The sequence below is a fragment of the Streptomyces nodosus genome (genome assembly GCF_008704995.1).
In the GTDB taxonomy this organism is placed as follows: Bacteria; Actinomycetota; Actinomycetes; order Streptomycetales; family Streptomycetaceae; genus Streptomyces; species Streptomyces nodosus.
On sequence record NZ_CP023747.1, the window covers coordinates 3,815,437 to 3,835,556 of the forward strand.

Here is a 20,120-nt window from a genome sequence, read left to right on the forward strand (position 1 = left end):
GGAACGACGGGATGTAGCGGCGATGCGGACATCCCCGACCGGACCGACCGAGGTCCGCGGCGATCCACCGAGGGGCCCCACCAGGCATTCACATCGGGTTCGCCTTCCTGTGTGCTGCGCGATGTTTCACGTGGAACGGTCTGGGCCACATTCCACCCATGACCGTTCGCCCCGTGGTCAAACGCACCGCCCGCGCCATCCTGCTCGATGGCGACGATCTGATTCTGATCAAGCGCACCAAGCCCAGCGTCGACCCTTACTGGGTCACCCCCGGTGGCGGGGTCGAGCCCTCCGACACGACCGTTGTCGACGCGCTCCACCGTGAGGTGCACGAGGAACTCGGTGCCAAGATCACCGATGTGGTGCCATGTTTCGTGGACACGGTCGAGCACATCGGCGAAGACGGCGGGGCAACCGGCGTCAAGGTGCAGCACTTCTTCGTCTGCCGTCTGGAGTCCATGGACGAACGTCAGCGGCACGGCCCGGAGGTCGACCAGCCGACCGGTGAGTACGAGATCGTGCGTGTGCCCTTCACCAGAGTGGGCATCGCATCCGTCCACCTCGTGCCGCTGTCCTTGCGTCACTATCTCGACGGGAACATCGAAGGCGTACGGGCCATGCACGCGCCTGACCTCGGCTGACGCTCGGTTCACTGGCGACCGTTCGCGATCGAATTCCGACAGTTTCACATAAAAGTTCCATCCATGTCCTGCGCAGTCGGGTATGGCATGGCCAAAAGCGTCTGCCTTCGACCGCAAACCGGTGGACGCCAGTGGCCCATGTCGGACAGCCTGACCTGCGTGTCGACACCTCCTCTCGCCGATCTGCCCATCCGCCGTCTGACGCCTCGCGATCTCGTCGCCTGCGCCGACCTGTCCGAGGACCGGGGCTGGCCCCGTGAGGAACACAAGTGGGGCCTGCTGCTCGCCGCCGGAAAGGGCTATGGCATCGACGACCCGGAGGGTGGTCTCGTCACCGCCTGCGTCGTGACCGAGTACGGGTCCCGGGCCCGCCCGGATCTCTGTGGCATCGGCATGGTGCTGGTCGCCGAGCGGCACGCCCGTCGGGGCGTCGGCCGTCGGCTGATGCGTCACGTGGTGACGGAGACCGGGACCACCACACCCCTCACGCTCTATGCCACCCCCTACGGCCGTCCCCTCTACGAGGAACTCGGCTTCAAGGTCATCGGCAGCTCCGAGATGGTGCGCGGCTGTTTCACGGCCGACGGCCCCCCGTCCACGGTCGCCACGCGTCCGGCCTCCGGGGAGGACCTCACCACTCTCGTCCGGCTCGACGGGGAGGTGTTCGGCGCCGATCGCACCCATGTGATCACTCGGTTGCCTGCCTTCGCCGATCAGTTGCGCGTCGCCGAGGAGAACGGACGGCTCATCGGTTACGCGGCCGCCTGGCCCAATATGGACACCCATGTCGTGGGCCCGCTCATCGCCCGCGACACCGAGACCGCGAAGGCGCTCGTCGCATCTCTCGCCGCCCATACGGACCGCCCGTTGCGTACGGATGTCGATATACGGCACAGGGAGCTGTTGAGCTGGCTGAAGGAGCACGGGCTCGCCTCGGTCGCCTTCAACGCGATCATGACGTACGGCAGCCCGGATCTGCCCGGCGACTGGACGCGGCGTTTCGCTCCGCTCACGGTGGCCGCCGGCTGAGCGGGTCCCATACATGAACACGCATGAACCGGCCTTCAGCGGTTCGGCGCCGCCTCCAGGGCGTCCTGGTGACCCGGAAGCGCTGACGATCGTTGCAGACGCGCGATATATGCCATCGCGGACTACTGCATCGGTGCTCTAACCTTTGCGTGAGCTGCTCCGGGACAGAGGACAACGCCATGACAGCGACGGACCCCACGCTCACCGCCCTCGCCCGGGGCTGGTGCGCCCTCTCCCTGCTGCACGGAAGGATCGAGGCCCATCTCGAGCGCGCCCTGCAAGCCGGACACGGGCTGAGCGTGCGGGAGTACTCGCTGCTCGACGTGCTCAGCCGACAGCACGACGGCACCGGGGGGCATCTGCAGATGAAGCAGGTCGCGGACGCGGTGGTCCTCAGCCAGAGCGCCACCACCCGGCTGGTGACCCGGCTCGAAGACCGCGGCCTGCTGGCGCGCTATCTCTGCCCGACCGACCGTCGCGGCATCTACACCAATGTGACCACCGCCGGCCTCCAACTCCTGGAGGCGGCCCGCCCCACCCATGACACCGCCCTGCGCGAGGCACTGGACGAGGCGTCGAAGAACCCCGAACTGGCCCCGCTGGTCAGCGCCGTCGAGTCCTTGGACATGCCCGCAGGCGATCGCCCCGCTCCGGTACGCCCGGCTCAGGAACAGCCCACCTAGAGTGCAGGTATGGCAGACCTTGAAATACGCCGCGCCACAGCAGACGACCTCCCCGCCATCATCGCCATGCTTGCCGATGACCCACTCGGCGCCCAGCGGGAATCCCCGGAGGACTTGGCGCCTTATCTGAGCGCCCTGGAGCGGTTGAACGGCGATCCGAACCAGCACCTCGTGGTCGCGGTGCGCGAGGGACGCCTCATCGGCACCCTTCAGCTCACCATCGTCCCGGGGCTGTCCCGCAAGGGGGCGACCCGCTCGCTGATCGAGGCCGTACGCGTCCACGCCGATGAACGCGGCAGCGGCCTCGGCACCCGACTCATCGAGTGGGCGGTCGACGAGTCCCGGCGGCAGAACTGCCAGTTGGTCCAGCTGACCTCCGATGCGACCCGCACCGACGCTCACCGCTTCTACGAGCGTCTGGGCTTCGAGGCCTCCCATGTGGGCTTCAAACGACCGCTCTGAACCATCCGGTTCAGGCCGAAGGGGTGTGTTTCACGTGAAACACACCCCTTCCGGCGTCACAGCCGCCCTAACGGAGTCCGCCCCACCCCTCCGGGTCCACTCCACCGGGCACAGGAGCCCCTTCCTCGCACGGCTGCCGGGTGAACACAAAGGACCCTAGGTCCAGATGGCTCACGGACCCGTCCGGCCGCCGTACGGCCTTCAGGATCTCCCCCGCGTAATAGCCGTCGAGCCCTGTCCAGGTGCCATCACCGTTCGACCGCAGGCGTGAGCGCCGGCCGGCCCCGGACAAGGGCTCCAGCGAGACCCCTCCGTCGGCCGTCAGCCGCAGCAGGAAACCCGCAGTGCCCCAGTACCAGGCCCCCGCCAGTTCGAGTACGGCCCGGTCGACCTCCGGCAGTGGCCGCCACGGCTCGGGGATCCGGGGTTCCGCCTCGGCCACAATGCCGACCAGATCGGCGGCGACCAGGGAGACCGCAGGGCCCGAAGTGCAGTTGGCCAGGACGACGGCGGCCACCTCGTCCTCCACGCTCAGGGTGACATTGGCGAGAAACCCGGGAAGCGAGCCGGAGTGGCCGACGAGAAACCGGCCGTCCTTGCGCTGAAGCTGCATACCAAGACCGTAGGAGGCGCCGGCCGCCAGATCCGCGTCCTCGGCCGGAGCCGCGGGCGTCCGCATCTCCCGAACGGATTCCTCGCTCAGCACCCGGTCGTCCCCCCGGGCGAGAAAGACAGCGAAACGTGCCAGGTCACCGGTGGTCGACCACAACTGACCGGCCGGTTCCATCTTCCCGAGGTCCTCCACCGGCTCGGGAAGCAGCGCATCGGCCCAGGGATGAACGGCCCAGCCGCCCGCGTACGGCGCCTGCGGCCGGACGCTCGTCCGCTCCAGCCCCAGGGGTTCCAGCACCTCACTCCGCAGCACATCCTCCCAAGGAGCCCGGCGCACCTCCTCGACCAGAGCGCCCAGGAGCGTATAGCCGGGGTTGGAGTAGTGGAATCTGCGCCCGACCGGGTGCCGCAAGGGGTGCTCGCCCAACACGTCCGCGAGCTCGGGACGCAGCGAACCGGGGGTGCGCTCCCACCACGGCGCGGGCGACTCGGCCGCCAGACCGCCCGTATGAGCGAGCAGCTCGGCGATCGTCGCCTCCCCTGCTCCGGTGCCCGGAAGGTGTTTCTCCAGCGGGTCGCCCAGATCCAGAAGGCCCTCGTCCCGTAGCCGCATCACCAGAACGGCGGTGAAGGTCTTGGTGATCGAACCGATCCGGTACTGCACCTTCTCGCCCGGGGCATGGCCGTCCACCGAGGTGCGCGAGCCGTGCCACACCGTCCGCCCGTCCCTGACCACCGCCGCCACCAGGGACGGCGCCCGCCCTTCGGACTGCGCCACGGCGATGCGATGCAGCAGGGCCCGGCGAGTGGCCGGAAGCAGCTCTTGTTGAGATGTCGTCATGGCTACAGTCCACCCGGCCCGGCTCTTCGCGTCGAGTGCATTACGCCGGCATCGCCGCCATAGGCCCGCGGTACCGGTCCGGTCATCCGTCCGCGCACGTCACCTTGAGATGCGGGCCTCGATGCCGTCGAGCAGGAAGTCGAGGCCGATCCGGAAGGTGTGATCGGCGTCCAGGTGGGCGGCATCGCGCACCACCGTGGCCAGCGCGGGGAATCGGCCGGTGGCGAAGGTCCGCTCCAGATAGGGCCCGAGTGAGGCCTGCCAACGCTTCTCGTCCATCCCGGTGGCCCGTTCGGCACGCTTCTCGGCGATCTCCCGACGCACCGCACCGATCACATAGGCGTCGACCGCGGTGACCACCGGCATGACGGCGTCCACCTCAACGCCGTCCAGCGCGGCCACCACGGCCTCCCCCCTGGCCAGCGCGTGCGGCCCGAGCTGAGGTCGCCCACCGAGCAGATCGGCCAGCCATTCATGGTCGTGGGCGGCCTGCCGGGTGGTTTCGGCAAGGGACCGCAGCACCTCCCGCCAGTCGTCTCCGACCGGTCGGATCTCGGCGTGGATCGCGTCGACCATCAGATCGAGCAACTCCTGCTTGCTGTCGATGTAGCTGTACAGCCGCATCGGGCCGACGCCCAGCGCGGTGGCGACCTTGCGGAGCGACACCGCCTCCAGGCCGTCCGCATCGGCCAACCGGATCGCCGCTCGCACGATCCGCTCTCGGTTCAGCGGCGCCGGCACGGGGCGATTCGGTGGCTCCGGCCTCTCCCACACCAACATGCCGCTGACCATACATCGCATCGAGCGATACAGCGTATCGATGAGGCCGGGCTTGCTCTGGCCGTCGACACCAGGTGTCACGCTGCTCGGCGGCGCGCCCCGGCAGCCCTACAGGCGCTGATCAGGTCTGTGCCATGTCCACAAAGCGGGAGTAGTGGCCCTGGAACGCGACCGTGATCGTCGCAGTGGGCCCGTTACGGTGCTTGCCGACGATGATGTCCGCCTCGCCCGCGCGCGGCGACTCCTTCTCGTACGCGTCCTCGCGGTGCAGCAGGATCACCATGTCCGCGTCCTGCTCGATGGAACCGGACTCACGCAGGTCGGACACCATGGGCTTCTTGTCCGTCCGCTGTTCGGGACCTCGGTTGAGCTGCGAGAGCGCGATGACCGGCAGTTCCAGCTCCTTGGCCAGCAGCTTCAGGTTCCGGGACATGTCGGAGACCTCCTGCTGCCGGCTCTCGGAGCGCTTGGAACCGGACTGCATCAGCTGCAGATAGTCGATGATGACCAGTTTCAGGTCGTTGCGCTGCTTGAGGCGGCGGCACTTGGCGCGGATCTCCATCATCGACAGGTTCGGCGAGTCGTCGATGTAGAGCGGGGCGGCGGAGACGTCCGGCATCCGGCGGGCGAGCCGGGTCCAGTCCTCGTCCGTCATCGTGCCGGACCGCATATGGTGCAGGGCCACGCGCGCCTCGGCGGACAGCAGACGCATCGCGATCTCGTTGCGCCCCATCTCGAGCGAGAAGATCACGCTCGGCAGATTGTTTTTGATGGACGCCGCCCGCGCGAAGTCCAGGGCCAGCGTCGACTTACCCATGGCGGGACGGGCCGCGATGATGATCATCTGGCCCGGATGCAGCCCATTGGTGAGCTGGTCGAGATCTGTGAAGCCGGTCGGCACCCCGGTCATCTCCCCCGAGCGCGAGCCGATCGCCTCGATCTCGTCGAGCGCGCCCTCCATGATCTCGCTGAGCGGCAGATAGTCCTCAGCCGTCCGCTGTTCGGTGACCGCGAAGATCTCGGCCTGGGCGGTGTTGACGATCTCGTCGATGTCACCGTCGGCCGCATACCCCATCTGTGTGATGCGTGTGCCGGCCTCGACCAGGCGCCGCAGAACCGCGCGCTCATGCACGATCTGTGCGTAGTACTCGGCGTTCGCCGCGGTCGGAACCGTCTGGACCAGCGTGTGCAGATAGGGGGCACCGCCGACCTTGGTGATCTCGCCGCGCCTGGTCAGCTCGGCGGCGACCGTGATGGGGTCGGCCGGTTCGCCCTTCGCGTACAGGTCGAGGATCGCCCCGTAGATCGTCTCGTGGGCGGGGCGGTAGAAGTCATGGCCCTTGAGGACCTCGACGACATCGGCGATCGCATCCTTCGACAGGAGCATGCCGCCGAGGACGGACTGTTCGGCGTCCAGATCCTGCGGCGGGACACGCTCGAAGGAGGAGCCCCCGCCGTCCCAGGCGGCGCCGTCCTGACCGCGTTCGTGCTGCTCGTCGCGGCCCCGGCCGCCGTCACGGCCCCGGCGGGAGGCGGGGACACGATCACTCGGACCGCTGTCGGCCCACGGATCGTCCAAGGGCTCGGAAATGGTCACCGGGCCGCCTCCTCCCGTCCGCCGTGCGGACCTCGCCGTGCCCTTCTTCCCTAGGGCACGACACTGACAAAGCGAACAGCCCGGCTCCGGTTCAGACGCGTCGGTTTTGCCACGTTTTCCGAGGCCGGAGGAGAGAGCGGGCGCCGGTCCACGTTAGGCCCGTCGGCACCGTCAGCCAATCTGGTTATCCACAGGCCATGTGGACGAGAGCCCCGATGCTGTGGAGAACTCCGCAAAACCTGTGCACAAGCCGGTGGACAGCCCTGTGAACAAGCCCTCAGAGGCTCCAGTACAACCACTGTGACCTGCAACTTTCCCATCCACCGGCTGTGCAGGAGAAAAACTTCTCCCCCTGGATCAAGATCGTCGCGAACGGTGCACAGCGCCACACCCCAACGGGACCACAGTAAGGATCGCAACGGCATTGCATCTCTTACCTGTGGACGATTAGATTGCTCCCATGACACAGGCTCCCGCAGTACCCCGAGCCATTCGACGCCGGCACGACCGGGAGATCCTCGCGCTGGCCGTTCCGGCCTTCGGCGCACTCGTCGCAGAGCCCCTGTTCGTGATGGCCGACAGCGCGATCGTCGGCCATCTCGGCACCGCACAGCTGGCCGGCCTCGGCATCGCCTCGGCCCTCCTGACCACCGCGGTCAGCGTTTTTGTGTTTCTCGCGTACGCCACCACGGCCGCGGTGGCCCGCCGGGTCGGTGCGGGCGATCTACGGGCAGCCATCCGCCAGGGCATGGACGGGATCTGGCTGGCACTGCTGCTGGGAGCGGCCGTCATCGCCGTCGTCCTGCCCACGGCCCCCGGCATCGTGGACCTCTTCGGCGCCTCGAGCACTGCCGCCCCTTATGCGACGACCTATCTTCGCATCTCCGCGCTCGGCATCCTCCCGATGCTGGTCGTGCTCGCCGCGACGGGTGTCCTGCGTGGCCTGCAGGACACCCGGACCCCTCTCTACGTCGCCGTCGCGGGCTTTGTCGTGAACGCCGCCCTCAACGTGGGCCTCGTCTACGGCGCCGGCCTGGGAATCGCGGGATCCGCCTGGGGCACCGTCATCGCCCAGTGCGGCATGGCCGCCGTCTATCTGTATGTCGTCGTCCGCGGTGCCCGCCGTCACGGTGCCTCGCTGCGTCCCGACGGCGCAGGGATACGAGCCTGCGCACAGGCGGGAGTGCCCCTGCTGGTCCGTACGCTCTCACTGCGGGCGATCCTGATGATCGCCACTGCCGTCGCCGCCCGGCTCGGGGACGCGGACATCGCCGCGCACCAGATCATCCTGTCCCTGTGGAGTCTGCTCGCCTTCGCCCTGGACGCGATCGCCATTGCCGGGCAGTCCATCATCGGACGCTGTCTCGGCGCCAACGACCCTCAAGGCGCCCGCGAGGCGTGTCGGCGCATGGTGCAGTGGGGCATCGCCACCGGGATCGCCCTCGGATTGCTGGTCCTTGTGCTGCGCCCGCTCTTTCTCCCCTTGTTCACCAGTGACGCCTCCGTCCATCACGCGGCTCTGCCCGCTCTGGTGCTCGTGGCCGTCGCACAGCCCGTCTGCGGGGTCGTCTATGTGTGGGACGGCGTACTGATGGGCGCGGGGGACGGGCCGTATCTCGCCTGGGCGATGGTGCTGACCCTGCTGGTCTTCGCTCCCGTCGCCCTGCTCGTTCCGATGCTCGGCGGCGGACTCACCGCGCTGTGGGTGGCGATGACACTGATGATGACCATGCGGATGCTCACGCTGTGGCTGCGGTCCCGCTCGGGCCGCTGGATCGTGACAGGAGCCACGCGCTGAACGAGGACCCTGGACGACGCGGGTGAGGGCTGCGACGACACGTTCCTCCGCAACGGCAAACAGCGCCGTTTCACGTGAAACGGCGCCTTTGGCCCCTCCGGCACGGCATACGACGACACACGCAAGGGGCCGCACCCCGAAGGGTGCGGCCCCTTGTGTAGCGGTGAGCGTTGCCCTTAGGCGGCGACGACCTCGACGTTGACCTTGGCGGCAACCTCGGGGTGCAGACGCACGGACGTCTCATGGGCGCCCAGCGTCTTGATCGGCGCACCCAGCTCGATGCGGCGCTTGTCGACCTCGGGGCCACCGGAAGCCTTGATCGCGGAGGCGATGTCGGCCGGGGTGACGGAACCGAACAGACGGCCGGCGTCGCCCGAGCGGACGGCCAGGCGGACCTTCACACCCTCGAGCTGGGCCTTGACCTGGTTGGCCTGCTCGATGGTCTGGATCTCGTGGATCTTGCGAGCACGACGGATCTGCTCGACGTCCTTCTCGCCACCCTTGGTCCAGCGGATCGCGAACTTCCGCGGGATCAGGTAGTTGCGAGCGTAACCGTCCTTGACGTCCACGACGTCGCCCGCGGCACCGAGGCCGGAGACCTCGTGGGTGAGGATGATCTTCATTGGTCGGTCACCCTTCCCTTAGCGCGCGGTGGAGGTGTAGGGCAGCAGCGCCATCTCACGGCTGTTCTTGACAGCCGTGGCGACGTCACGCTGGTGCTGCGTGCAGTTGCCGGTCACGCGGCGGGCACGGATCTTGCCGCGGTCGGAAATGAACTTCCGCAGCATGTTCGTGTCCTTGTAGTCCACGTACGTGACCTTGTCCTTGCAGAATGCGCAGACCTTCTTCTTCGGCTTGCGCACAGGCGGCTTCGCCATGGTGTTTCTCCTGTGTGATCAAGAAGTGTGGGGTACGACCCGCCCTCGACCCGGCCGGACTCGGGGCCCGGCCCACGGTCTAGAAGGGAGGCTCGTCCGAGTAGCCGCCACCGCCCTGGCCGCCGGAGCCACCGCCCCAACCGCCACCGCCCTGGCCACCGGCCGGAGCGCCGCTCGCCCACGGGTCGTCGGCCGGAGCGCCGCCCTGGGAACCGCCGCCGGGGCCACCGCCCCAGCCGCCGCCACCCTGGCCGCCACCGCCGCCGTAACCACCCTGGCCCTGGCCCTGGCCACCGCGGCCGGCGGTCTTGGTGACCTTGGCCGTGGCATTGCGCAGGCTCGCGCCGACCTCGTCGACGTCGAGCTCGTAGACCGTGCGCTTGACGCCCTCACGGTCCTCGTAGGACCGCTGCTTCAGCCGGCCCTGCACGATGACGCGCATGCCTCGCTGAAGCGACTCGGCGACGTTCTCGGCCGCCTGGCGCCAGACCGAGCAGGTCAGGAACAGGCTCTCGCCGTCCTTCCACTCATTGGTCTGACGGTCGAAGGTGCGAGGAGTGGACGCGACGCGGAACTTCGCGACCGCCGCACCGGACGGGGTGAAGCGCAGCTCGGGGTCGTCGACAAGATTTCCGACGACCGTGATGACGGTCTCGCCTGCCATTGGGGGAACCTCTCGGCGGGTTTGCTGCTGGCTGCTTGTGGTGCTACTCGAATCCCGGGACCGACTGAGCGAAGGCTCAGTGCATCTCGGGGCGGAGGACCTTGGTCCGGAGGACCGACTCGTTCAGGTTCATCTGGCGGTCGAGCTCCTTGACGACCGCAGGCTCGGCCTGCAGGTCGATGACCGAGTAGATGCCCTCGGGCTTCTTCTTGATCTCGTACGAGAGACGACGACGGCCCCAGGTGTCGACCTTCTCGACCTTTCCGCCACCGTCACGGACGACAGAAAGGAAGTTCTCGATCAGCGGGGAGACAGAACGCTCCTCGAGATCGGGGTCGAGGATGACCATCACCTCGTAGTGACGCATGTGGAACCCACCTCCTTTGGACTCAGCGGCCACGGTCGCTCCGTGGCAGGAGGGTTGTGATGCGTACGCAACGGTATCGGCCACCACTGACAATCAGGGCCAGCCGACGGTTGACCCGACTCAGCCTGGGCAGACACCGGTGCAGACGGTACACAGTACCCGCACACGAGCTTCCGGTTGAAATCCGGCCGCGAAGGCCGACAATCTGTACACATCGGGTGTGTAAGGCGCTACGATGCGCCGCCTTCCGCAGGAGGTGCCCCATGGCACAGGCATTGCGACCCAACACCACCGGTTCACTCCTCGCCAGCGACGGAAAGACCCATCCCCTCCCGGACACCCTGCTCGTGGTGACCCTGGTGCTCGGGATCACGGCCTTCGTCACGGCGATGTTCCACCATCTGCATCTGATCAGTTCCTGGGCCGGCCTGGTGGGGATCCTCCTCGGCGCATACGGGCAGTTCGTCTCCGTGACGACCCGCGAGCGCTTCGGTCTGATCCTGGGGCTCGGCGCCTCGGCCATCGGCTTCTTCCTCGGCATGGCACACGGCGGTCTGTTCGGCGGCGTCATCGGCGGCTGACGGGGCATCGGCCGTCGTCCGCGGGCGTCGTCGGGCGGGCCCACGGACGGCGGCCGACGTGCCCGAGGTGCACACAGGTTCGCCACACAGCCAGACGGGGCGCTCACAGGGCGCAGTAGGCTTCGGCGCGAGAGCCGGACCCCTGTACCCATGGGGACACGCCAGCCCGAGGAGCGCCCCGAATGAGCCTGACCCTGAGGACGATCAGCCGCGAGCAGCATCTGGCGTACATCCAGAGCCTGCCGGCGGCGAGCCACATGCAGGTCCCGGCCTGGGCAGACGTCAAAGCGGAATGGCGCTCGGAGAACCTCGGCTGGTTCGACAAGAACGACCAACTGGTGGGCGTGGGGCTGGTGCTGTACCGCCAGCTGCCCAAGATCAAGCGCTACCTGGCGTACCTTCCCGAAGGCCCGGTCATCAACTGGTTCGCGCCGAACCTGGACGACTGGATCCAGCCGATGCTCGCGCACCTGAAGCATCAGGGCGCCTTCTCCGTGAAGATGGGCCCCCCGGTCGTCATCCGTCGCTGGGAGGCCGGTTCCATCAAGCAGGGCATCCAGAACCCGGATGTGAAGCGACTGCGCGACATCGAGGCCGATTTCATCGAGCCACGCGCCTTCGAGGTGGCCGACAAGCTGCGCCGCATGGGCTGGCAGCAGGGTGAGGACGGCGGCGCCGGCTTCGGCGATGTGCAGCCCCGTTATGTCTACCAGGTGCCCCTCGCCAACCGCTCCCTGGAAGAGGTCCACAAGAACTTCAACCAGCTGTGGCGCCGCAACATCAAGAAGGCCGAGAAGGCGGGCGTGGAGGTTGTCCAGGGCGGCTACCAGGACCTCGAGGAATGGCAGCGGCTGTACGAGATCACGGCCGTGCGCGACCACTTCAGGCCCCGGCCGCTGTCGTACTTCCAGCGCATGTGGACGGCCCTCAACAGCGAGGACCCCAACAGGATGCGGCTCTACTTCGCCCGGCACAACGGCGTGAACCTGTCGGCGGCGACGATGCTGATCGTCGGCGGTCACGTCTGGTACTCCTATGGGGCCTCCGACAACGTCGGCCGTGAGGTGCGGCCTTCGAACGCCATGCAGTGGCGGATGCTGCGCGACGCCTATGCGCTCGGCGCCACCGTCTACGACCTGCGCGGCATCTCCGACTCCCTGGACGAGACCGACCACCTCTTCGGCCTGATCCAGTTCAAGGTGGGCACGGGCGGCGAGGCCGCCGAGTACATCGGTGAGTGGGACTTCCCGCTCAACAAGCTGCTCCACAAGGCGCTCGACATCTATATGTCGCGCCGCTGACGCCGGAGCGAGCGTGCTGGACCGCCGGGGTCGGCGGATCTGTCACCATAGTCCTTTTCTGACCTCTGACACACCGTAGCCACGAGAAAGGTTCGGGGACCGGCCATGGCGCTCACGCTCTACGTCGACACCGCGCGCTGGCGGGCACACCACAAGCAGGTGCAGGAGCAGTTCCCGGGGCTCGTCCCCGTCTGCAAGGGCAACGGCTACGGCTTCGGCCACGAGCGGCTGGCGGACGAGGCCACACGCCTGGGCTCGGACATCCTCGCCGTGGGCACCACGTACGAGGCGGCCCGCGTCAAGGACTGGTTCAGCGGCGACCTGCTGGTGCTGACGCCCTTCCGCCGGGGCGAGGAGCCCGTGCCGCTGCCCGATCGCGTCATCCGCTCCGTGTCGTCCGTGGACGGCGTCTACGGGTTGGTGGGCGCCCGTGTGGTCATCGAGGTGATGTCCTCGATGAAGCGGCACGGCGTGAGCGAGCAGGACCTGCCGAATCTGCACGCCGCCATCGAGAACGTCCGCCTCGAGGGCTTCGCCATCCACCTCCCGCTGGACCGCACCGACGGTTCCGACGCCGTCGAGGAGGTCATCGGCTGGATGGACCGGCTGCGTGCGGCCCGGCTGCCGCTGCACACGATGTTCGTCAGCCACCTCAAGTCCGAGGAACTGATCCGGCTGCAGCAGCAGTTCCCGCAGACACGCTTCCGCGCCCGCATCGGCACCCGGCTGTGGCTGGGGGACCATGACGCCACCGAGTACCGCGGGGCCGTCCTGGACGTCACCCGCATCGCCAAGGGCGAACGGTTCGGCTATCGGCAGCAGAAGGCGGCCTCGGACGGGTTCCTGGTCGTCGTGGCGGGCGGAACGTCACACGGGGTGGGTCTGGAGGCCCCCAAGGCCCTGCACGGCGTCATGCCGCGCGCCAAGGGCGTCGCCCGGGCGGGTCTGGCGACGGTGAACCGGAACCTCTCCCCGTTCGTCTGGGCGGGCAAGCAGCGTTGGTTCGCCGAGCCCCCGCACATGCAGGTCTCGATCCTCTTCATCCCCTCGGACACCACGGAGCCGAAGGTCGGTGACGAGTTGGTGGCCCATCTGCGGCACACCACCACGCAGTTCGACCGGATCCTCGACCGCTGAGGACGGCCGGCAGGGATCACCCGACCGCGAAGCGAGCATGACGAAGGCCGTACACGGAGTCCGTGTACGGCCTTCGTCATGGCGCTTCCGCGGCCTGTTCGCTCAGAGCGAACCGCTGCCCGTGAACTCCGGGTCCCGGCTGCCCCACTCCACAGACGTTCCGTCGGACGGCACCGTGTGCTGCGGCGAACGGGCGGCGGCCCCGAGCACAAAGACATCCGGCGCGCCGTCCAGGACGCCACCCGACGGATCGTCGTCCCCCGCCAGGCGCACCATGTCCCGTTCCGGCATGAAGATGTCGCGTACGACGACGGCGCACAGATAGAGCGTCCCCAGCAGATGGACCGCGATGGCGACCTGGTACCCGTCGGTCGGCAGGCCCTTGTGGGCGTCTCCGCTGGTCGTGTACGCGAGATACATCCAGATCCCGAGGAAATAGGCCACCTCGCAGGCCTGCCAGATCAGGAAGTCGCGCCAGCGCGGCCGGGCCAGCGCGGCGAGGGGGACCAACCACAGCACATACTGCGGCGAGTAGACCTTGTTGGTGAGGATGAACACGGCGACGACCAGGAACGCGAGCTGCGCAAAACGCGGACGGCGTGGAGCCGTGAACGTGATCGCGGCGATGCCCGCACAGGCCAGCAGCATCATGATCATGGCGTAGGCATTGGCCGCGTCCTTGGTGATCTCGATGTCGAACCAGCGCGAGACGAAGAGGAAGACCGAGCCGAAGTCGACACCACGCTCCTGGCTGAAGCTGTAGAACTTCGCCCAGCCCTCGGGGGCGAGGAGCATCACCGGCAGATTGACCACCAGCCACGCCCCCACGGCGCCCAGCAGGGCGGTGGTGTACTCCCGCCATCGGCCGGCCCGCCAGCACAGCAGCAGGAGCGGTCCCAGCACCAGGAACGGATAGAACTTGGCGGCGGTGGCGAGCCCCACCAGGATGCCGAACGCCAGAACTCGGCCGCGCGACCACATCAGCATCGCCGCGGCCAGCAGGGCCACCGCGAGCAGGTCCCAGTTGATGGTGGCGGTCAGCGCGAACGCGGGCGCCAGGGCGACCAGGAGGCCGTCCCAGGGGCGCCGGCGGTGCAGGCGCGCGGTGCATACGGCGATGACCGCGGCGCACACCATGAGCATCCCGGCATTGACCATCCAGTAGGTCTGCTCCCGGACCTGGAGGGTGCCGCTGCCCGGGGTCAGCCATGAGGCGACCTCCATGAACACTCCGGTGAGCACCGGGTATTCGAGGTAGGACATATCGCCGGGGAGCTTGTCGAAGTAGGGCACGAGTCCGTCGGCGAAGCCGCGCCCCTGGTAGAGGTGCGGAATATCCGAGTAGCACGCGTGCGTGTACTGCGCACCGGCGCCGAAGAACCAGCCGCTGTCGTAGCAGGGCAGCTTCTGGATCATGCCGAGGGCGAACATTCCGATCCCGACGAGCGCCACGACCCGTACGGGAGTCCACCAGGACGTCCCGAGCAGGGCGCGTCGCCCGAGCGGACCGCCGATGAGCTCACTGCCGACCGCCGCGACCTCATCCTCCCGGGTAGGCCGCACCGTCTCCGGCTCATGGACGCCTGCTCGCGTCGTGTCTGCACTGGGCATGGGGTTCATCCTGCCGCATGCGCCCGGGAAAGCGATGAGGGCCGCCCCACCTCGTCGGTGGGGCGGCCCTCGCCGGTCGATGTTTCATGTGAAACGGAGCGTTTCACGTGAAACACGGTCGATAACGGCTAACCGTTAGGACCTCCCAAGAATCCTCCGTTGTCGCCGCCTTTGTTTCCGCCGCCGTTCGCGTTCCCGGGGGACTCTGCGGGCGGCGAGGTCACTCCGCCTGCGTCGCCTCCGTCGGTACCGCCGTTGTTCCCGATACCGCCGTTGCCGTTGCCGCCGTTGTTGCCATTGCCGCCGTTGTTGCCATTGCCGCCGTTGTTCTTGCACCTCCAGTCGAAGGGGGCGCATTCATCGCTCTGCGACGGCGAGGGCGATTCCTGTGTCTCACTCGGCGTCGGGGAGGGCGACTCGGTCTCCGTCTCGCTCGCCGTCGGCGAGGGCGTCGCACTCGGGCTCGGGAGGGCGTTGATGACCTCGCCGATGGGCTCGGGCGTCGGGAACTTCTTCGCGGGCGTCCCCTTGAGCGCATCTGCCATGTAGTCGTGCCAGATCTGGGCCGGGAACGAGGCGCCGTGGATCTTCTTCTCTCCACCCGTTCCGAACATGGAGAGGAACTGACGGGACTTGTTGTTCTCGTCGTCGTCCATCCGGAACATGCTGATCGCGGTGGACAGCTGCGGGGTGTAGCCGACGAACCAGGCGGACTTGTTCTCGTCGGTGGTACCGGTCTTGCCGGCCACATCGCGTCCGGGCAGCTTGGCCGCGGTACCGGTACCCGCGTCGACCACGGTCTTGAGGACGTCGGTCACATTGTCCGCGACATCCGAGCGGAAAACCCGCTTGGTCGCCTTGGCGTGTTCATAGGCCAGCCCGTCCTTGCTGGTGACCTTCTCGACCGAGTAGGGGTCGTTCCTCCCGCCGCTGTTCGCGAAGGTGGCATAGGCGCCGGCCATACGGATCGCACTGGGAGAGGAGGTGCCGATGGAGAAGGACGGGTAGTTGGTGCCCACCAGGCTGCTCTCCAGAACGCCCGCGTCCAGGGCGGTCTGCTCGACCTTGTCCAGGCCTACGTCCATGCCGAGCTGGACATAGGCGGAGTTGACCGAGAACTGCATCGCCTCACGCAGATCGACCATATAGGTGGGCGGGTTGAGCGACTCGTCACCGTCGTTGGTCTGCAGCCACTCCTTGCCCTTGTCGTCCCTCCAGATCGACCCGTTGTATTCCTTGATCTTGAGCTTGTTCTGTGCGCTGTACAGGCTCTTGGGAGAGGCAAGCGTGCGTTCGTCCTGGGACTGATCCTCCCGTGCGATCTCCGGGTCGCGGACGCCCCACTTCATCGCCGCCGCCAGAACGAACGGCTTGAACGTCGAACCCACCTGGGCATTAGTCTGGTCGGCGTTGTTGGTGAAGTGCTTGGTCGCGTCCTCACCGCCGTAGATCGCCTTGATGGCACCGGTGGCCACGTCCAAGGACGCCCCGCCGAACTGGACGTACTTGTCCGTCTCCGGACGCTCGTCGGGCTTGATCTTGGCCTTCCGGACCTTCTGCACAGCTGCCTCGAGCTCGTCGACCTTCTTCTTGTCGAACGTCGTATAGATCGAGTAGCCGCCCGTGCGCAGCTTGTCTTCCGTGATGTGGGTCGTGTCCTTGTGTGACACCAGATAGCCGTTGGCCAGGTCGACGAGGTAACCGATCTGCCCACTGAGCTGGGTGTTGGACCGCGGGTTCTGGACCTTGGGGAGGTCCTTGTACTGGCCCCGCACCCCGGCGTCCAGATGCCCGTACTGGACCATCTTGTCGAGGGTGTCCTGCATCTGGAGCTTTGCCCGCTTGGTGTTGGCCGCAGGCGTCGCGTACTTCGGGTCGATGGACGTGGCGCCCGCGGGGTCGTAGTACGTGGCGCCCTTGAGCATCGCAGCGAGGAAGGCGCACTCGCCCGGGTTCAGCTTGGAGGCTTCCTTGTTGAAGTACGCGTGAGCGGCCGCCTGAAGCCCGTAGGCGCTGCGGCCGTAGTACGCGGAGTTCAGGTAGCCGGCCATGATCTGCTGCTTGGAGACCGTGGCCCCCACCTTGATCGAGATGAAGATCTCCTTGAACTTCCGGGAGATCGTCTGCGACTGGTCGTCCAGTCGCGCGTTCTTCACATACTGCTGGGTGATGGTGGAGCCACCCTGCGTCTGACCACCGGTGGCCATGTTGAACAAGGCACGTGCGATGCCGTTGGGGTCGACGCCGCTGTCCGTCTCGAAGCTCTTGTTCTCCTGCGAGATGACGGCATACCGCATCGCCTTGGGGATCTGCTCGTAGTTGATGATCTGACGGTTGACCTCACCGCCGGTGGCGACCATCTGCGAGCCGTCGGACCAGTAGTAGACGTTGTTCTGCGCCTCCGCGGTCTCCGCGACGACGGGCACGCTCACCATGGCGTACCCGATACCCGCGACCGCCACCAGGCTTCCTATGAAGCCGATGAACAGACCCGACACCAACTTCCACGACGGCACCCAGCGCGCGGCTCCGTCCTTGCCCGCTCGCGGATAGTCGATGAAGCGCTTCTTGCCGGAGGGGGCGCTGCGCCCCCTCCCTCGTGCGGGCCCGTTCGGGCCCCCGGGGCCGCGCCCCGGGCCGTCGGCCGCTCTGCGCCGACCACCCCCATTCCTCTGTGCGGCCCGCCGGGCCTCGGCACGGCTTCCGTACGGGCGCTCCCCATCTCCGTCTCCATGGGAGTCGGAAGGTGACCCGCTGGCGCCTCGCGGTGCCGCACGGCGGCCGGAGGGAGCCGACTGGCCGCGTCGGGGCGCGGCACGTCCGCCTCCCTGCGACTGCGGCGGTTTGCGACGGTGCTCGCTCATCGAACGATTACTCCTCGGGCAGGCGCATCCTGGCGCGCCTGGAAACGGCGGCTGGTTTCCGGTCCCCCCGAAGTACGGATGGGGTCGTTTGCGCATTCACCCGTACTGCACCGGTGACGAGGACATCCCCTGCCGTCACTCGGTTCCCGGTGATGTGCATGCCGCACAGACTACGCACCACCAAAACCTGCCTAGCCCCGAACTTCACCCCAAACCACTCAACTTGCATCCCACAAATCGGTGATGTGACCCCGTTCACTGTGCCCCCTCTTGTCGCATCCCGGGGCGCGTTCTATCGTCTGGATGTATCGAGTCGATACATCGAGGCGACATAATGACCGTGCGGACGTGACAGCAGGCGGAAGGAGGCGCGCATGAGCCGGCGTTCCGGGATCCTTGAGTTCGCCGTTCTCGGCCTGCTCCGCGAGTCCCCGATGCACGGCTATGAGCTGCGCAAACGGCTCAATACATCACTGGGTGTGTTCCGTGCGTTCAGCTACGGGACGCTCTACCCGTGCCTCAAGACGCTGGTCGTCAACGGCTGGTTGACCGAGGAATCGGGTGGCACGTCCGACGACGCCCTCGCCGCTCCGCTCGCGGGGCGCCGCGCCAAGATCGTCTATCGGTTGACGGCACAGGGTAAGGAGCACTTCGAGGAACTGCTCTCACAGACGGGTCCGGACGCCTACGAGGACGAGCACTTCGCCGCTCGTTTCGCCTTCTTCGGCCAGACCTCCCGCGATGTGCGCATGCGCGTCCTGGAGGGCCGCCGCAGCCGGCTGGAGGAGCGTCTGGAGAAGATGCGTGCCTCTCTGACGCGCACCCGGGAGCGCCTCGACGATTACACCCTTGAGCTCCAGCGCCACGGGATGGAGTCCGTGGAGCGCGAAGTGCGCTGGCTGAACGAGCTCATCGAGAGCGAGCGGGCCGGACGGGACCTCAGGGGTACCGCCACCGACGGCTCCGCTCGTACCAGCACATCTGGAGAGACGGGCGGCCTGCCCCGGCATCGGGACAGCACCCGGCCGGATCCGTCCGACGACACCACCACGTGAGGTCCAGTCGGGGCTTCACCTCGTACACACAGGGAGCAACCGGAATGGGTTCGGTTCGCGTAGCCATCGTCGGTGTGGGCAACTGCGCCGCATCGCTGGTGCAGGGAGTCGAGTACTACAAGGACGCCGACCCGGCGTCCAAGGTCCCGGGTCTGATGCACGTCCAGTTCGGCGACTACCACGTCCGCGACATCGAGTTCGTCGCCGCGTTCGACGTGGACGCCAAGAAGGTCGGCCTCGACCTGGCGGACGCCATCGGCGCCTCGGAGAACAACACCATCAAGATCTGCGACGTGCCGTCCACCGGCGTGACGGTCCAGCGCGGCCACACCCACGACGGTCTCGGCAAGTACTACCGCGAGACCATCGAGGAGTCCGCCGAGGCCCCGGTCGACATCGTCCAGGTCCTCAAGGACAAGCAGGTCGATGTCCTCGTCTGCTACCTGCCGGTCGGCTCCGAGGCCGCGGCGAAGTTCTACGCCCAGTGCGCCATCGACGCCAAGGTCGCCTTCGTCAACGCCCTCCCGGTCTTCATCGCCGGCACCAAGGAGTGGGCCGACAAGTTCACCGAGGCCGGTGTCCCGATCGTCGGTGACGACATCAAGTCCCAGGTCGGCGCCACCATCACACACCGCGTCATGGCGAAGCTGTTCGAGGACCGGGGTGTCGTCCTGGACCGCACGATGCAGCTGAACGTCGGCGGCAACATGGACTTCAAGAACATGCTCGAGCGTGACCGGCTGGAGTCCAAGAAGATCTCCAAGACGCAGGCCGTCACCTCGCAGATCCCCGACCGGGACCTCGGCGAGAAGAACGTCCACATCGGCCCGTCGGACTACGTGGCCTGGCTGGACGACCGCAAGTGGGCGTACGTCCGCCTCGAGGGCCGTGCGTTCGGCGACGTCCCGCTCAACCTGGAGTACAAGCTCGAGGTCTGGGACTCCCCGAACTCCGCGGGTGTCATCATCGACGCGCTGCGCGCCGCGAAGATCGCCAAGGACCGTGGCATCGGTGGCCCGATCCTGTCGGCGTCCTCGTACTTCATGAAGTCCCCGCCGGTCCAGTACTTCGACGACGAGGCCCGCGAGAACGTCGAGAAGTTCATCAAGGGCGAGGTCGAGCGCTGACGACAGCGCCACGCCGCGCGTCCAGGCCGTTCAACCGGTCTTCTCGGGTCCCCGGGCCGTGTGCCCGGGGACCCGCGCGTATGTGAGGCTGT

The 20,120-nt window shown here is 67.3% G+C and carries 19 protein-coding genes; 10 read left to right on the forward strand and 9 right to left on the reverse strand.

The window, feature by feature from the left end:
- Positions 1–158 precede the first annotated feature (158 nt).
- From CP978_RS17255 to CP978_RS17270, 4 genes are all read left to right on the forward strand, one after another.
- Positions 159–641, forward strand: coding sequence for an NUDIX domain-containing protein (locus CP978_RS17255; protein ID WP_043441964.1), 483 nt, complete (start codon positions 159–161; stop codon positions 639–641).
- A gap of 159 nt (positions 642–800) precedes the next feature.
- On the forward strand, positions 801–1,670 hold the full coding sequence (locus CP978_RS17260; protein ID WP_043448812.1) for a GNAT family N-acetyltransferase: 870 nt from the start codon (positions 801–803) through the stop codon (positions 1,668–1,670).
- 179 nt (positions 1,671–1,849) lie between these two features.
- A complete protein-coding gene (locus CP978_RS17265; protein WP_043441967.1) occupies positions 1,850–2,353 on the forward strand; it encodes a MarR family winged helix-turn-helix transcriptional regulator in 504 nt (167 codons plus the stop codon).
- A 9-nt stretch (positions 2,354–2,362) separates the two neighbouring features.
- Positions 2,363–2,815 carry a GNAT family N-acetyltransferase gene (locus CP978_RS17270; protein ID WP_043441969.1) on the forward strand — a complete coding sequence of 151 codons (453 nt, stop codon included), beginning with the start codon at positions 2,363–2,365 and terminating at the stop codon, positions 2,813–2,815.
- A gap of 67 nt (positions 2,816–2,882) precedes the next feature.
- Here the strand turns inward: CP978_RS17270 and CP978_RS17275 are convergent, their stop codons facing one another.
- The 3 genes from CP978_RS17275 to dnaB all read right to left on the reverse strand — a co-directional run bounded on the left by CP978_RS17275 (position 2,883) and on the right by dnaB (position 6,645).
- Complete coding sequence (locus CP978_RS17275; protein ID WP_043441971.1) at positions 2,883–4,268, reverse strand: serine hydrolase domain-containing protein; 1,386 nt, start codon at positions 4,266–4,268, stop codon at positions 2,883–2,885.
- A 99-nt stretch (positions 4,269–4,367) separates the two neighbouring features.
- Positions 4,368–5,048: a TetR/AcrR family transcriptional regulator gene (locus CP978_RS17280; protein WP_043448814.1), complete on the reverse strand. Its 681-nt coding sequence runs from the start codon at positions 5,046–5,048 to the stop codon at positions 4,368–4,370.
- Positions 5,049–5,169: 121 nt separating this feature from the next.
- Positions 5,170–6,645 (reverse strand): replicative DNA helicase, encoded by a 1,476-nt coding sequence (dnaB, locus tag CP978_RS17285; protein ID WP_043441974.1) that lies wholly within the window; start codon positions 6,643–6,645, stop codon positions 5,170–5,172.
- A 460-nt stretch (positions 6,646–7,105) separates the two neighbouring features.
- Between dnaB and CP978_RS17290 the strand changes: the two genes are divergently transcribed.
- Complete coding sequence (locus tag CP978_RS17290) at positions 7,106–8,443, forward strand: MATE family efflux transporter (protein WP_043441976.1); 1,338 nt, start codon at positions 7,106–7,108, stop codon at positions 8,441–8,443.
- Positions 8,444–8,619: 176 nt separating this feature from the next.
- Here CP978_RS17290 and rplI read toward each other — a convergent pair whose 3' ends face one another.
- From rplI to rpsF, 4 genes are all read right to left on the reverse strand, one after another.
- On the reverse strand, positions 8,620–9,066 hold the full coding sequence (rplI, locus tag CP978_RS17295; protein WP_043441978.1) for a 50S ribosomal protein L9: 447 nt from the start codon (positions 9,064–9,066) through the stop codon (positions 8,620–8,622).
- Between the two features lie 18 nt (positions 9,067–9,084).
- Positions 9,085–9,321 (reverse strand): 30S ribosomal protein S18, encoded by a 237-nt coding sequence (gene rpsR / locus CP978_RS17300; protein WP_003949403.1) that lies wholly within the window; start codon positions 9,319–9,321, stop codon positions 9,085–9,087.
- Positions 9,322–9,400: 79 nt separating this feature from the next.
- Positions 9,401–9,985 carry a single-stranded DNA-binding protein gene (locus CP978_RS17305; RefSeq protein WP_043441981.1) on the reverse strand — a complete coding sequence of 195 codons (585 nt, stop codon included), beginning with the start codon at positions 9,983–9,985 and terminating at the stop codon, positions 9,401–9,403.
- A 76-nt stretch (positions 9,986–10,061) separates the two neighbouring features.
- Positions 10,062–10,352, reverse strand: coding sequence for a 30S ribosomal protein S6 (gene rpsF, locus CP978_RS17310; RefSeq protein WP_003975025.1), 291 nt, complete (start codon positions 10,350–10,352; stop codon positions 10,062–10,064).
- Positions 10,353–10,615: 263 nt separating this feature from the next.
- Between rpsF and CP978_RS17315 the strand changes: the two genes are divergently transcribed.
- The 3 genes from CP978_RS17315 (at position 10,616) to CP978_RS17325 (ending at position 13,371) form a co-directional block, all read left to right on the forward strand.
- Complete coding sequence (locus tag CP978_RS17315) at positions 10,616–10,933, forward strand: hypothetical protein (RefSeq protein ID WP_043441984.1); 318 nt, start codon at positions 10,616–10,618, stop codon at positions 10,931–10,933.
- A 182-nt stretch (positions 10,934–11,115) separates the two neighbouring features.
- The gene (locus tag CP978_RS17320) at positions 11,116–12,234 is read left to right on the forward strand and encodes a lipid II:glycine glycyltransferase FemX (protein WP_043441987.1); all 1,119 of its coding nucleotides are present in this window, start codon (positions 11,116–11,118) and stop codon (positions 12,232–12,234) included.
- 105 nt (positions 12,235–12,339) lie between these two features.
- Positions 12,340–13,371, forward strand: coding sequence for an alanine racemase (locus CP978_RS17325; RefSeq protein WP_043441990.1), 1,032 nt, complete (start codon positions 12,340–12,342; stop codon positions 13,369–13,371).
- A 102-nt stretch (positions 13,372–13,473) separates the two neighbouring features.
- Here the strand turns inward: CP978_RS17325 and CP978_RS17330 are convergent, their stop codons facing one another.
- On the reverse strand, positions 13,474–14,982 hold the full coding sequence (locus CP978_RS17330; protein ID WP_150478241.1) for a glycosyltransferase family 87 protein: 1,509 nt from the start codon (positions 14,980–14,982) through the stop codon (positions 13,474–13,476).
- Between the two features lie 128 nt (positions 14,983–15,110).
- Complete coding sequence (locus CP978_RS17335; RefSeq protein WP_079162185.1) at positions 15,111–17,846, reverse strand: transglycosylase domain-containing protein; 2,736 nt, start codon at positions 17,844–17,846, stop codon at positions 15,111–15,113.
- Positions 17,847–18,220: 374 nt separating this feature from the next.
- On the opposite strand from CP978_RS17335, the gene CP978_RS17340 reads away from it, so the two are divergent.
- Both CP978_RS17340 and CP978_RS17345 read left to right on the forward strand, forming a co-directional pair.
- Complete coding sequence (locus CP978_RS17340; protein ID WP_043441993.1) at positions 18,221–18,901, forward strand: PadR family transcriptional regulator; 681 nt, start codon at positions 18,221–18,223, stop codon at positions 18,899–18,901.
- Positions 18,902–18,945: 44 nt separating this feature from the next.
- On the forward strand, positions 18,946–20,028 hold the full coding sequence (locus CP978_RS17345; protein WP_043441996.1) for an inositol-3-phosphate synthase: 1,083 nt from the start codon (positions 18,946–18,948) through the stop codon (positions 20,026–20,028).
- The last annotated feature ends 92 nt before the right edge of the window (positions 20,029–20,120 follow it).